Raw genomic sequence first — 12,819 nt, 5'->3', positions numbered from 1 at the left:
TCATGCCGGGAAAATCTTGGCGCGACGGATGACGATGTGGCCGTGGTCGCCCGCTTCGACATTCGTCTCGGGCGGAACGTCGAATTCCAGCAGATCACCTTCCATGGTGGACGCGATCACGCGACGGTCGCCTGCACGGTCTAGTACGCGGGTGACTTGCGCCGGAATGCCGCCATGCAGATCTTCCCATTCGAGATCATTCGGGCGGGCAAAAATCTCCACCGGGCCATCGGCCTGTCCATAGGCGAAGGGCACTTCGGCTGAACCGACGAAAACCTTGCCCGAACGCGCCGTGCCTTGAATGCGGTTTGCATCTCCCAGAAACCGCATGACGAAGGACGAGTTCGGCTGTCGGCAGACATCCTTCGGCGTCCCCTGCTGCACGATTTGCCCCTGATTGAGAATGACAACGCGATCGGCAAGATCGAGCGCTTCTTCCTGATCATGCGTCACGAAAATGGTGGTGATGCCGAGTTCGGTGTGAATTTCTCGCAACCAGCGGCGCAGATCGCGGCGTACATTGGCGTCCAGCGCGCCGAAGGGTTCATCCAGCAGCAGCACCTTGGGGTCAACGGACAAGGCGCGGGCAAGCGCCACGCGCTGTCGCTGACCACCGGAAATCTGCGCCGGGAACCGTTCGCCCAGTCCATCGAGCTTGACCAGCGCAAGCAACTCACCAACCCGCTTGTCTATAGCCGCCTTGTCGCGCTTGACCTTGGACACTTTCATGCCGAAGGCGATGTTTTCATGCAGCGTCATATGCGGGAAAAGCGCGTAATGCTGGAACACGAAGCCGACGCCACGGTCCCGCACCGGAATATTGGTGGCGTCCTCGTCACCGAAATAGATCTGGCCACCATCGGTATATTCCAGCCCCGCCACCATGCGCAGGATCGTGGTCTTGCCGGAGCCGGAAGGGCCCAGAAGCGCCAGAAGTTCGCCGCTTTCAATATCGAGCGACACATCCCGCACGGCCTTAAATGTATCGAAGGTTTTCACCACGTTTTCGAGGCGGATTTTCATGGTCATGTCTCCGTAACGGCGGCGGATTTCTTGGCGCCACGCCCTGCCCCGCGCTTTTCCAGCGCGACCTTGGCAATGATGGTGACGACAGCCAAGGCTGCGAGAATGGATGCCGAGGCGAACGCACCTGCGGCCTGATAATCGTGGTAGAGCAGTTCGATATGCAGCGGCAGCGTGTTGGTCTGGCCGCGAATATTGCCCGAAACGACCGACACGGCACCGAATTCACCCATGACACGCGCATTGCAAAGCACGACGCCATACAGCAGCGCCCATTTGATATTCGGCAACGTCACCGACCAGAAGGTGCGCCAGCCGGACGCGCCAAGCGAGGTGGCAGCCTCTTCCAGATCTCGCCCCTGCGCCTGCATCAGCGGGATCAATTCGCGCGCCACGAAGGGCGCGGTGACGAACATGGAGGCGATGACGATGCCCGGCAGCGCAAACAGGATCTTCATGTCATAGGCGGCAAGCAGCGGCCCGAGCAGGCCTTGCAGGCCATAAACAAAGAGATAGGCCACGCCCGCCACGATGGGCGAGACCGAAAACGGGATTTCGATGAGAACCAGCAGCAGACGCCGCCCCCTGAAATCGAACTTGGTGATAGACCATGCGGCGGCCACGCCAAAGGCGGTGTTGATCGGCACCGCAATCAGCGCGGTGATGACCGTCAGCATGATGGCATGGCGCGTATCGGGATGGCTGATGGTTGCCGAATATGTCTTCCACCCTTGGGAAAAGGCCTCGACGCCGATGATGACCAACGGCGCGACGACGAGGAAGGCTCCGGTGATGAGGACGAAGGCAATCAGGCCAAGGCGCACCCAGGGGGCATCACCCACACGCGGCGGCTTGCGATGGTTGGAATGGGCGCTCATCTCCTCAACTCCTCACCGTGTAACGCAAGACGCGCGTCTGAAGATAATTGGTGACGGCGAGCATGACGAAGGCCGTGATCAGCAGCACGGAAGCAATGGCGGCAGCGGCCTGATAATCATATTCTTCCAGCCGGATGAAAACGAGAAGGGCTGTAATTTCCGTCGAGAATGGTTGGTTTCCGGCGATGAAGATGATCGCCCCGAACTCCCCTAGGCTGCGGGCAAAGGAGAGCGACAGCCCTGCCAGAATGGCAGGCGTCAGCAAGGGCAGAATGACCTTTCGGAAAATCGTGAAATCCGAGCCGCCGAGCGACTGGGCCGCTTCTTCCAGCGCCGGATCCAGATCCTCCAGCACCGGCTGCACGGTGCGCACGATGAAAGGCAGGCTGGTAAACGCCATGGCGATGATGATGCCAAGCGGCGTATAGGCAACCTTGATGCCCAGATGGGCAAGGGCGGAGCCAAACCAACCATTGCCAGCAAAAAGCGCTGTGAGCGCAATGCCCGCCACCGCCGTTGGAAGGGCAAAGGGAAGATCAACGATCGCATCGACCAGGCGCCAGCCGGGAAAACGATAGCGCGTCAGAACCCAGGCCAGTGCGAGGCCGAACACCGTGGTGAACAGCGTGGCCGCAAGCGCACAGAGAACCGTGACGCGGTAACTGGCAACGGCGCGGGGAGACGAGATGATGGCCCAGTACTCAGAGGGCCCAAGGCTTGCAGCCTTGAACACGAGCGCGGCCAGCGGCAGCACCACGATGATGCCGACATAAAGCAGGGTGACGCCAAGGGATAATCGAAGCCCCGGCAGTACATTGCGTCTCAAACCCATCCCCTATCATGGAAAATCGACCCGGGCGGAGGTCCGCCGGGTCGATGGTATCTCAATCCGAAATTGCTTAGCGGCTACCGAAAAGCCCATCAAGGACGCCGCCGGATGCGAAGTGCTCTTTCTGGATCTTGTCCCAGCCACCAAAGACATCATTGACGTTGACGAGGCGGATTTCGGGGAACTCGCTTTTGAATTCACCAGCGACTTTTTCATTGTGGACGCGGTGGCCGAACTGGGCCGCAACGCGCTGGCCTTCCTCGGTGTAGAGGAAATCCAGATAGGTCTTTGCCAGTTCACGCGAGCCGCGCTTGTCGACAACCTTGTCCACCACTGCGACCGGGAATTCAGAGAGAAGGCTGACGGATGGCACAACGCTTTCAACCTTGTCCTTGCCATATTGCTTGGCAATGCCACGGGTCTCGGCTTCGAAGGTAATCAGCACATCGCCCACTTCGCGCTCAACAAATGTGGTGGTCGCTGCGCGGCCACCGGTATCGAAGACCGGCGTGTTGGCGAAAATCTTCTTGATGAAGTCCTGCACCTGGGCATCATCACCCTTGAACTTTTCCTTCGCGAAAGCCGTCGCTGCCAGATAGGTATAGCGGGCATTACCTGATGTTTTCGGGTTCGGGAAAACCAGCTTCACATCATCACGAACCAGATCATCCCAATCCTTGATGTTCTTGGGGTTTCCGGCGCGAACGAGGAAAGACGGGAAGGAATAGAACGGGGACGCATCATTGGGGAAGCTCTTGGCCCAATCGGCAGAGACAAAGCCCTGCTTGACCAGAAAATCAATGTCGGTCACCTGATTGAAGGTCACGACATCCGCCTCAAGGCCTTCAACGATGGCACGGGCCTGCTTGGACGTACCCGCATGGGACTGGTCGATAGTAACGCCGGGATGCGCCTTCACGAAGGCTTCATTTTCCGCCGCAAAAACCTCGCGGGCAACATCATAGGATGCGTTGAGAAGCGTCTTCGGCTCTTGCGCTGTCGCAGATGTCGATAGAAGCGCGGCAACAGCAGCACCGATAAGCATGATCCGTTTCATGAAATTCCCCAGAGCACCAATTTGGAGAACAGGATACGGAAGCAGCCCGAATGGTGCGAGGAACCAGCCACCCGATCGTCAGGTCATCCTAGAAAGTTTTACTTCCTGATCATCAATATCCGAACGGATATTGCGCTGCCATGTCAGAGACGGTGGTCGGTGAAGAGCGGTGGCTGGCTTGCGACGAAATATCGATCCAACTCGTCCTCGCTGATCTCGCCCAACGCGGCAGGACGCCACAGCGGTTTGCGGTCCTTGTCGATGAGTGCTGCGCGCACGCCTTCGTAGAAATCATGGTTGCGCAACACCTCGCAGCCAGCCACGAATTCGCGCTCCAGACATTCGACAAGGCCGAAGCTTTCCCTTCCCTGCCGCAAAAGGCGCAAGGTGAGCTTGAGACTGGTTGGCGACCGTGCCTTGAGGGTGGCGAGCGTCTCTCTCGCAAAGTCATCATCGATAGATGCCAGGGCTTCAAATATCTCTTCAACGGTATTAAAGCCGAAGGCGGCATCGATATGATCCCGGTGGCGGGCGACGATTCCATCGATCTTGGGTGCGCTGGCGAAACGCTCGATCACATCACCGACATCTGCCGCAGCAACGACATCGCCCAGTGCTTGAACAAGGCCTTCAAGATGTTCGGCGGCAACATGATAATCTGCAAGTCCCATATGGATGGCATCCGCCGCGCCGATCTCCCGCCCTGTCAGGCCGAGCCATGTTCCAGCCTCACCCGACGCTTGGGGAAGCAGCCATGTCGCCCCCACATCGGGGAAATAGCCAATGGCCGTTTCCGGCATGGCAAGCCGGGTCCGCTCTGTCACGATGCGATATTGTCCATGGGCCGAAATACCCACGCCACCGCCCATGACGATACCATCCATCAGCGCCACATAGGGCTTGGGATATCGGGAAATGGTGTGGTTCAGCGGAAACTCTTCACGCCAGAACCGTGCGCGATCGGCCTCGCTCTTAGTCCTCGTCGCATGGATCTCGCGAACATCGCCGCCCGCGCACAGGCCGCGCTCTCCCTCACCGGACAGGATGACACAGATAACCTCGGGATCGCCTAGGAAATCGGCAAGTGCTGCCTTCAAGCCAGAGACCATCGCTTGATTGAGGCTGTTGATCGCAGCGGGCCTGTTAAGCTGGATTAGACCCGCCGAGCCCTGCCTTGCGATAATGATGTCATCCGCCAATGATGCTGGATGCGGCATGTCGCCTCCTCAAAACAATGTGATGGGCAGCAGTTTGGATGCCGGGGGAACCTTAAGCAAGAATATTTGTTCCGTATCTGAGGATAGGGCCCGATGCGATCATTGAATATGCTCGTAAAACGGGAATTGCAGCCTTTTGCAGTGCACCAAATTCACTTGACGCACCTGCGAATCATGGCATGTAATGGTCAGGTAAAATACCGGCGCGCTTTCCCTGTCCAGCGTTGCGGCCGGCGCATGCAGGCAGCCACATACTGGCTGCTGACAGGACATTCTAACGGGAGATAAAGATGCCAGTTTCAGAAAGTGATTGGATCAGCAAGCGCGCCTATACGTTGTGGGAACAGGAAGGGCGGCCACACGGCCGAGATTCCGACCATTGGGAACAGGCCAAGAGTGAATATGGCCTTCTTCAGAAGTCGAAGGCGACAAAGCCAACGCACCGCAAGAAGGCAGACGTGAAACTCGCACTTGCCGCACAGGCGGCAGCAGAGGCCATTGCCGAAAAGCCCAAAGCCAAATCCCGCAAATCCGCAGCCAAGTAGCGCCCTCCCAAGCCATTCACAATCAATCTCAAGACAAAAAAAGCCCCGCTGTGAATGATCCCGGCCATTTGAAAGGTCCGGGATCAGCTCGCAAAGCGGGGCTTTTTGTATTCTCGAAGGATCAGAATGTCAGGGCGCGATCGCCATTTTCATCCTTGATCCGGCTTGGAAGGCCGATTTTGTTCAGAATGTTTAGGAATGGCTGCGGTGGCAGCTCTTCCACATTGGCCATCTGCTTCACATCCCATTCGCCCGATGCAATCAGCATCGCGGCAGCGACGGGCGGAACGCCAGCCGTGTAGGAAATGCCCTGGCTACCGACTTCATTATAGGCATCCTTGTGGTCTGCCACATTGTAGATGAAGACCTCGGTTTCCTTGCCGTCCTTGATACCCTTCACGATATCGCCGATGCAGGTCTTGCCCACATAATCAGGCGCCAGCGACGATGGATCCGGCAGCACAGCCTTGACCACCTTGAGTGGAACGACTTCAAGACCTTCGGCTGTCTTGACCGGCTTTTCAGACAGAAGGCCGAGGTTCTTCAGAACGTTGAAGACGTTGATATAGTGATCGCCAAAGCCCATCCAGAAGCGCACATCGGCACCATCCATGTTCTTGGACAGTGAATGCACTTCGTCATGGCCCGTCATATAGGCCTTCTGCTTGCCGACAACCGGCAGGTCGAATTCCTGGCCAACCTCGAACATCTGGTTGGTCTGCCACTGTTGGTTCTGCCAGGAGTAGACGACGCCCGTGAATTCGCGGAAATTGATTTCAGGATCGAAGTTGGTGGAGAACCAGCGACCATGGCTACCGGCATTGATATCGACGATATCAACCGAGGTGACCTTGTCGAAATACTCATCCTTGGCCAGACGCGCATAGGCGTTGACAACGCCCGGATCAAAGCCGACGCCCAGAATGGCGGTAATGCCCTTTTCCTTGCATTCGGCAGCGCGCTGCCATTCGTAATTTCCGTACCATGGCGGATTTTCGCAAATCTTGGTCGGATCCTCATGGATGGCCGTATCCATGTAGGCAACACCTGTGTCCATGCAGGCACGAAGAACGGACATGTTGACGAAAGCTGAACCGACATTGATGACGATCTGAACACCAGTCTTCACAATCAAGGCTTTCGTGGCCTCGATATCCATAGCGTCAAGCGCATGGGCCTCAATCTTTACATCGGTTTCGAGGCTCTTCTTTTCGCGTACGGATTCGACAATCTTGCGGCACTTATCAACTGTGCGTGACGCAATATGAATGTCTCCCAATACATCGCTGTTCTGGGCGCACTTATGCGCCACGACCTGTGCTACGCCACCGGCGCCGATGATGAGAACGTTCTTCTTCATTTCAGGTGATGCCCCCTTTTCCCCGCAGGGATTGTGTTGGAGTGATTAAGACAGGCTTTGCTCGAAATCGGCAAAGTCGAATTCACGGACGGTCGTGATGGTGCCGTCCAGTTCCTTGATGGCAATCGTCGGCATTTTCACGCCGTTGAACCAGTTTTTCTTGACCATGGTGTAACCGGCGGTGTCCTGGAAAGAGACGCGGTCGCCAACCTTCAGCTCTTGTTCGAAGCGAAACTCGCCGAACACATCGCCCGCAAGGCAGGACTTGCCGCACACCATGACAGAGTGATCGCCTTCATTGGGCAAAACCTTGGCGTTTTCGCGGTAGATCAGCAAATCCAGCAAATGGGCTTCAATCGAGCTATCGACGATGGCGAGGTTCTTGCCGTTGTACAATGTATCGAGAACCGTGACTTCCAGCGTCGTGCTCTTGGTGATGGAAGCTTCGCCGGGCTCCAGAAACACCTGGACGCCGAATTTTTCCGAGAATTCCTTCAAGCGATCGCAGAAGCGGTCGATGGGGTAGTTTTCGCCGGTGAAGTGGATGCCACCGCCAAGGCTGACCCATTCGACACGCGCCAGAAGCGAGCCGAATTTTTCCTCGATCTGCCCCAGCATCTGGTCAAACAGGTCGAAGTCACCGTTTTCGCAATTGTTGTGGATCATGAAGCCGGAAATGCGGTCCATAACCTTTTCGACCTTCGCCACGTCCCATTCGCCCAGACGGCTGAACGGACGGGCCGGATCGGCGATATCGAATGTGGACGAGGATACCTGTGGGTTCAGGCGCAGGCCGCGTGTGATGCCGGATGCCTTCTCGGCAAAACGCTCCAGCTGGCTGATGGAGTTGAAGATGATCTTGTCGGCATTGGCGACGACTTCATCGATCTCGTAATCGGCATAAGCCACGCTATAGGCGTGGGTTTCGCCACCGAATTTCTCACGGCCCAGACGCACCTCATAGAGAGATGACGACGTTGTGCCATCCATATATTGCGACATGAAATCGAATACCGACCACGTCGCGAAGCACTTCAGCGCCAACAAAGCCTTCGCGCCGGATTTCTCGCGCACATAAGCAATCTTCTCCATGTTCTTGAGGAGCTTTGCCTTGTCGATCAGGTAATAGGGTGTTTGCAGCATTTATCGGTCACATCACTGTCGTGGATAGGAAATCATATCGTCTTGTGAGGGGCCTTATATGATGCTTGTGACAGGAAAACAAACCCGCGCAGAAGATTCTGCAATCACGGCGTTTTTTAAACGCACTTGCCCGATGGCGGAACAAAAACCGCTCCACTACGTTTGAAGACCAAGTGTGAGCCGTAAGCACGGCGTTTTTTGACTTAATCTCAGCAAAGGAAACATCATGGCGACGGTTCGCGACGTAGAAGACAACATCAACGAAGCCCGTGTAGATGCAGATGCCGCAGAAGTTTCTGCGCAGCTTGCACAGCTTCGTGAAGATCTGGCCAATCTGGCTGGCAGCGTAAAGGCACTGGGCGCAGGCGTATCGCATGAGGTCAAGGCTCGCGCCTCGCGTGCTGCAGATGACGCAATGGCTGCGGGCGAAGAAACTGTCGCGACGGTTCGCAACGAAATTCAGTCCATCAATGACAACCTGACTTATCAGGTTCAGAAGAACCCGCTTCAGTCGCTGGGTATTGCGGTTGCGGCAGGCTTCCTGATCGCCCTCGTTACCCGTCGTTAAGGCGAGCAGATGCTTCAATCGCTTCTGCTTTATCTTGGCGACACGCAGCGGGAAGGCCAGCTGGTAACACGCCGCATCAAATCCACAATCCTGTTGTGGACATTGGCGAGCGTTTTCTTCCTGATTGCCTTCGTCGCGGCCTTCATTGGCGGTGCGATCTACCTCGCTGATGAAATAGGTGCTGGCCCTGCCGCACTGGTGATTGCAGGTGGTGCATTTCTCCTCGGCGTCTTCATGCTGGTTGCTCTTGCCATCAAGCGCAGACCTCGCGTCTACGCCACCGCGCCTGTGATGCCGCTTGCGGCTGCACCGCTGGCGGCGCAATCACTGGCAGGCAGTGCGCTGGCGGCAAGACCCTTCGTCACGCTGCTGACTGCAATTGCGGTTGGTTACGTGGCTACGCGGACAACTATCCTGAAGAAAAAATAAGACCATTCAATCCCAAAGCCGCCTTCCACACCGGAAGGCGGCTTTATTTTTGCACCTGCGAAAAATTCCGCTGCCCTTCTGACGACAAAATGTTAGGCAGTTTGCCAACGGTTCGTAATGGAGAAAACGCTGGATGCGGAAAAAAGTCCTTGTTGTTGGCGGTGCCGGATATATCGGTTCCCACACGTGCATGCTGCTCGCCGAACGCGGCTATGAGCCTGTCGTTTTCGACAACCTTTCCAACGGTCACGAAGAATTTGTGCGCTGGGGACCTTTCGAGCAGGGTGATATCAGGGACAAGGCGCGCCTCGACGAGGTTTTTGCGAAGTATAAGCCCGATGCGGTTCTGCATTTCGCAGCCCTGATCGAAGTGGGCGAATCCGTTAAAAGCCCGGTCGCCTTTTACGACAACAACGTCATCGGCGCGCTGACGCTTCTGTCTGCTACCATGGATGCGGGCGTCAAAGCCTTCGTGTTCTCCTCCACCTGCGCCACCTACGGCCTGCCTGAGCGGGTGCCTTTGGATGAAACGCATCCGCAGGCGCCGATCAACCCATACGGCCGCACGAAATGGGTGGTTGAGCAGGCGTTGAAGGATTACAGCACCTATAAAGACCTGAAATCCGTCATGCTGCGCTATTTCAATGCGGCAGGCGCAGACTTTGAAGGACGCATCGGCGAATGGCACAAGCCTGAAACCCATGCCATTCCGCTCGCCATCGAAGCGGCTCTCGGACGCCGTGAAGGCTTCAAGGTGTTCGGCACCGATTATGACACCCGCGACGGCACCTGTGTGCGTGACTACATTCACATTCTGGATCTGGCCGACGCCCATATTCGCGCTGTCGAATATCTGTGGAATGGCGGCGAGACCGTCGAGCTCAATCTTGGAACAGGCACAGGAACGACCGTCAAGGAATTGCTCGATACGATCTCGAAAGTCTCAGGCCGCCCCTTCCCGGTGGAATATGCCGAGCGTCGCGCAGGTGATTCCACAACACTCGTTGCCAACAATGACAAGGCACGCGAAGTGCTTGGCTGGGAGCCGCAATATTCGCTGGAAGACATTATCAGCTCGGCATGGCGCTGGCACTCTTCCCGCAACGAAAGCATCTAGGCCCAGCGCCAGCGAGACCTATCCTGCCTCGACAACGCGGGCAGGATAGCCGGCTCTCAGAGTTTCCGCATGAGCCATCATCAAGGGGGCGACCCCCTTGATGTCATCGGCACGAATGACCTCAGACAGGTAATATTCGACCGTACCGTCGCGGTAGACCCCTTCAAAACCGCCAAGCCCCGCCACACAGCAGATCTGTTCAAGCCGCAGACGCTGATCGGCATCCGGCTTTATGGCATGGGCAGTCAGCCCGGCGAGCGCCCTTTGCCCTGTTTCAGCGTCGAAGCCAGCGACCTTCAGGCGAGCGCCTTTCAGATAGAAAGTGGCAAACATGGCTGTTGCGGAGCTTTCCGCATAGTTGCCATCAATCTCTGACGCATCCACCACCTGCAGCCAGCGCCCGTCTTCCAGTTGCAACGACTGCACACGCTGCGCCAAAAGGCTTGCGCGGCGTTCGATTTCATCACGGGCACTGCCAACGGGCAGGTTCTCGATCATATCCACGAAAGCCATGGCAAGCCAGCCGATGGCGCGACCCCAGTGGGCTGGCGAGAGGCCCGTGGTCTTGTCGGCCCAGCCTTGCAGGCGCGACTCGTCAAAGCCGTGACGATAAAGGCCTGACGTTTCATGATAGGTCAGATCAAGGGCGGTAAGGAACTGGCTGACGGCATCATCGCGCATATGCGGCAGCTTCGCAGCTCTTGCATATTCCAGCTTGAAGGGCAGCGCCATATAGAGACCGTCGAGCCAGACCTGGTGCGGGTATCGGAGCTTATGCCAGTAAGGACCCGCCTGGGTGCGCGGATGAAACTGCAACTGATCTGCCAGTGGCTTAGCGGCCTCAAGCCATTTGCTCTCGCTGGTCAGACCATAAAGATAGGTCAGCGCCCGTCCCGCCAGCACGTTGTCGATATTGAACTCATCGATGCGATATCCGGCCAGCCGGTTTGCCGCATCCAGTTGGCCGTTGACCAGACGAAGAAGATGGTCGAGCCAGCGCTGCTCGCCGGTTGCCTCATGAAGCGCAATCAGGCCGCGGTAGAGACACCCGTCCTCGTAACACCACGAACCGCCCTTATAATAAGCATAGTCGCGGGCGTATTCATCAAAGTAGCTGTTCAGCATGAGCTCTGTCATTCTCGGTTGGATAGATGGACTGAGGGGCGAGCCCCGACAGTGTTTTGAAGAGGATGTTTTCCGCAATGATGCCCGCATGTCTGAGCGCCGGAAGTTCGCTCGCCATTTCAGCGATCTGCGGCTCGGCATGCGGATCGAACGTGACCTGATAATTCTCGATCACCACATCGCGGATCGGCGCTTCCGGCAGGCCGTAAAAGACGGCAGCGGCCGTATGTGCGGCCGTCACCTCGATATTGCGGAGCGTCAGACCCGACAGGCTTGGTGTCTCAGGCGTGACGGGCAGAGGCAGACGCGATTGGACATAATCCGAAAGGCCATCCGCATCGCAGAAATAGAAGGCATTGACCGCAACCGGGGTCACCACCTGATCCATTCGGCAATCCGTGAGACTGATATTGGCAACGGCACCACCGCGCCCGCGCCGCGTCTTGATGCGCAACCCGCGATCCGTGCCGATGAAATGACAACGGCTGATCGAGACATCACTGACACCTGCGCTCATTTCGCTGCCCATGACGACGGCGCCATGGCCGCGCTGCATGAGGCAATTGCTGATAGCAATCCGCACTGTCGGCCTGTCCGGCCCGCCGAGCGGGTGGCGCTTTCCGGCCTTGATGGCGATGCAGTCATCACCCACGGAGATGAACAGGCCGACCAGCCGGACATCCTGACAGCATTCGGGATTGAAGCCATCTGTATTGGGCGAGCCGGGATCATTCTCGATACGAAGATCCGCTGCCAGCACCCGGTTACACAAGACGGGATGAACGGTCCAGGATGGCGAATTGCGCACGGTGAACCCGGTCAATGTCAGGTCACGGCAACCGGAGAGAAACAGCGTGCGCGGACGGCGTGCGCCGCGTCTCGTCTCCTTCGGCCATGTCCACCAATCCCCACGATCGCCGCCACCATCCACCACGCCCAGGCCGGTTATGGTCAGGTCTTCACAGTCGATCGCATTGATGATGCTGGCGAAACTGGGTTCGGCAACACCCTCCCAGGTGCCGAGTACCCGTCCATCGGCATGGCGGGCTGGAAAGATGTCCAGATCGCTCCAGTCGGAGAGCGCCGATAGTTCGGCACCCTCTTCCAGAAGCAAGGTCATCCGGCTCTTGAGGTAAAGCGGCCCCGTTTTCCACAGGCCACGCGGAATCTTCAGCGTCCCGCTTTCGGGAACCGCTGATATGGCGCGTGCGATAGAACCGGCATTATCGTTGTTGCCGGGTGACGCACCATAATCCCTGATATCGATGATGCCAGTTTCTGCCTTCGTGGAGAAGGGCAGCACGGCATCACCGATTTCGAGATCATAGGAGCGACCGGGCTCAAGCTGCGCCACGGTGAAAACGACGGTTGATGTCTGACCCTCCACGACCACATCACCATCCGTATTCGTCACGCGCCAGCCAAGCCGCGCATCCAGTGCATGCAGATGCGTTTCAGCATCCACACTGAATGTTGCGGTTCGCGACGACGTGGTAAGAAGCTGGACAGCGGTCTTGGTCATGAGCGG

Annotated in this window: 13 protein-coding genes; 4 read left to right on the top strand and 9 right to left on the bottom strand. The window is 57.2% G+C overall.

All coding sequences use genetic code 11. From position 1 onward, the window contains the following. The 5 genes from ACQZ51_RS05535 to ACQZ51_RS05515 form a co-directional block, all read right to left on the bottom strand. Positions 1-1,023, bottom strand: coding sequence for a sulfate/molybdate ABC transporter ATP-binding protein (locus ACQZ51_RS05535; RefSeq protein ID WP_448775860.1), 1,023 nt, complete (start codon positions 1,021-1,023; stop codon positions 1-3). 2 nt (positions 1,024-1,025) lie between these two features. Continuing rightward, positions 1,026-1,901: a sulfate ABC transporter permease subunit CysW gene (cysW, locus tag ACQZ51_RS05530; RefSeq protein WP_448775859.1), complete on the bottom strand. Its 876-nt coding sequence runs from the start codon at positions 1,899-1,901 to the stop codon at positions 1,026-1,028. Positions 1,902-1,905: 4 nt separating this feature from the next. Further along, positions 1,906-2,733, bottom strand: coding sequence for a sulfate ABC transporter permease subunit CysT (cysT, locus tag ACQZ51_RS05525; protein WP_448775858.1), 828 nt, complete (start codon positions 2,731-2,733; stop codon positions 1,906-1,908). A 67-nt stretch (positions 2,734-2,800) separates the two neighbouring features. Continuing rightward, on the bottom strand, positions 2,801-3,787 hold the full coding sequence (gene cysP, locus ACQZ51_RS05520; protein ID WP_448775856.1) for a thiosulfate ABC transporter substrate-binding protein CysP: 987 nt from the start codon (positions 3,785-3,787) through the stop codon (positions 2,801-2,803). A gap of 143 nt (positions 3,788-3,930) precedes the next feature. Beyond that, positions 3,931-5,004: an enoyl-CoA hydratase/isomerase family protein gene (locus tag ACQZ51_RS05515; RefSeq protein ID WP_448775854.1), complete on the bottom strand. Its 1,074-nt coding sequence runs from the start codon at positions 5,002-5,004 to the stop codon at positions 3,931-3,933. 290 nt (positions 5,005-5,294) lie between these two features. Here ACQZ51_RS05515 and ACQZ51_RS05510 point away from each other — a divergent pair, with 290 nt between their 5' ends. Further along, on the top strand, positions 5,295-5,549 hold the full coding sequence (locus ACQZ51_RS05510) for a DUF2934 domain-containing protein (RefSeq protein ID WP_448775853.1): 255 nt from the start codon (positions 5,295-5,297) through the stop codon (positions 5,547-5,549). Between the two features lie 121 nt (positions 5,550-5,670). Here ACQZ51_RS05510 and ACQZ51_RS05505 read toward each other — a convergent pair whose 3' ends face one another. Further along, positions 5,671-6,909 (bottom strand): saccharopine dehydrogenase family protein, encoded by a 1,239-nt coding sequence (locus ACQZ51_RS05505; RefSeq protein WP_448775852.1) that lies wholly within the window; start codon positions 6,907-6,909, stop codon positions 5,671-5,673. A gap of 45 nt (positions 6,910-6,954) precedes the next feature. Next, positions 6,955-8,052 carry a carboxynorspermidine decarboxylase gene (nspC, locus tag ACQZ51_RS05500; protein WP_448775850.1) on the bottom strand — a complete coding sequence of 366 codons (1,098 nt, stop codon included), beginning with the start codon at positions 8,050-8,052 and terminating at the stop codon, positions 6,955-6,957. Positions 8,053-8,278: 226 nt separating this feature from the next. On the opposite strand from nspC, the gene ACQZ51_RS05495 reads away from it, so the two are divergent. The 3 genes from ACQZ51_RS05495 (at position 8,279) to galE (ending at position 10,166) form a co-directional block, all read left to right on the top strand. Next, positions 8,279-8,620 (top strand): DUF883 family protein, encoded by a 342-nt coding sequence (locus ACQZ51_RS05495; RefSeq protein WP_042617707.1) that lies wholly within the window; start codon positions 8,279-8,281, stop codon positions 8,618-8,620. A gap of 9 nt (positions 8,621-8,629) precedes the next feature. Continuing rightward, positions 8,630-9,049, top strand: a complete 420-nt coding sequence (locus ACQZ51_RS05490; protein WP_448775848.1) for a hypothetical protein — start codon at positions 8,630-8,632, stop codon at positions 9,047-9,049. A 133-nt stretch (positions 9,050-9,182) separates the two neighbouring features. After that, a complete protein-coding gene (gene galE, locus ACQZ51_RS05485; protein WP_448775847.1) occupies positions 9,183-10,166 on the top strand; it encodes a UDP-glucose 4-epimerase GalE in 984 nt (327 codons plus the stop codon). A gap of 18 nt (positions 10,167-10,184) precedes the next feature. Here galE and ACQZ51_RS05480 read toward each other — a convergent pair whose 3' ends face one another. Together ACQZ51_RS05480 and pglA are read right to left on the bottom strand one after the other, a co-directional pair. Continuing rightward, the gene (locus ACQZ51_RS05480; protein ID WP_448775846.1) at positions 10,185-11,291 is read right to left on the bottom strand and encodes a glycoside hydrolase family 88/105 protein; all 1,107 of its coding nucleotides are present in this window, start codon (positions 11,289-11,291) and stop codon (positions 10,185-10,187) included. Beyond that, the gene (pglA, locus tag ACQZ51_RS05475) at positions 11,272-12,813 is read right to left on the bottom strand and encodes a polygalacturonase PglA (protein WP_448775845.1); all 1,542 of its coding nucleotides are present in this window, start codon (positions 12,811-12,813) and stop codon (positions 11,272-11,274) included. The genes ACQZ51_RS05480 and pglA overlap by 20 nt, the downstream gene beginning before the upstream one ends. Positions 12,814-12,819: the final 6 nt, after the last annotated feature.

This window comes from Agrobacterium sp. CG674 (assembly GCF_053521645.1).
The sequence above is the reverse complement of the archived record's forward strand: the minus strand, read 5'-3'. Positions and strand labels throughout refer to the sequence as shown.

Excerpts from the sequence above, each read along its gene's own strand:
- nspC (WP_448775850.1), bottom strand. The coding sequence starts at position 8,052 with ATGCTGCAAACACCCTATTACCTGATCGACAAGGCAAAGCTCCTCAAG.
- ACQZ51_RS05510 (WP_448775853.1), top strand. The coding sequence starts at position 5,295 with ATGCCAGTTTCAGAAAGTGATTGGATCAGCAAGCGCGCCTATACGTTG.
- galE (WP_448775847.1), top strand. The coding sequence starts at position 9,183 with ATGCGGAAAAAAGTCCTTGTTGTTGGCGGTGCCGGATATATCGGTTCC.
- ACQZ51_RS05480 (WP_448775846.1), bottom strand. The coding sequence starts at position 11,291 with ATGCTGAACAGCTACTTTGATGAATACGCCCGCGACTATGCTTATTAT.
- cysP (WP_448775856.1), bottom strand. The coding sequence starts at position 3,787 with ATGAAACGGATCATGCTTATCGGTGCTGCTGTTGCCGCGCTTCTATCG.
- pglA (WP_448775845.1), bottom strand. The coding sequence starts at position 12,813 with ATGACCAAGACCGCTGTCCAGCTTCTTACCACGTCGTCGCGAACCGCA.
- ACQZ51_RS05505 (WP_448775852.1), bottom strand. The coding sequence starts at position 6,909 with ATGAAGAAGAACGTTCTCATCATCGGCGCCGGTGGCGTAGCACAGGTC.
- cysT (WP_448775858.1), bottom strand. The coding sequence starts at position 2,733 with ATGGGTTTGAGACGCAATGTACTGCCGGGGCTTCGATTATCCCTTGGC.
- ACQZ51_RS05495 (WP_042617707.1), top strand. The coding sequence starts at position 8,279 with ATGGCGACGGTTCGCGACGTAGAAGACAACATCAACGAAGCCCGTGTA.
- ACQZ51_RS05535 (WP_448775860.1), bottom strand. The coding sequence starts at position 1,023 with ATGAAAATCCGCCTCGAAAACGTGGTGAAAACCTTCGATACATTTAAG.
- cysW (WP_448775859.1), bottom strand. The coding sequence starts at position 1,901 with ATGAGCGCCCATTCCAACCATCGCAAGCCGCCGCGTGTGGGTGATGCC.
- ACQZ51_RS05490 (WP_448775848.1), top strand. The coding sequence starts at position 8,630 with ATGCTTCAATCGCTTCTGCTTTATCTTGGCGACACGCAGCGGGAAGGC.
- ACQZ51_RS05515 (WP_448775854.1), bottom strand. The coding sequence starts at position 5,004 with ATGCCGCATCCAGCATCATTGGCGGATGACATCATTATCGCAAGGCAG.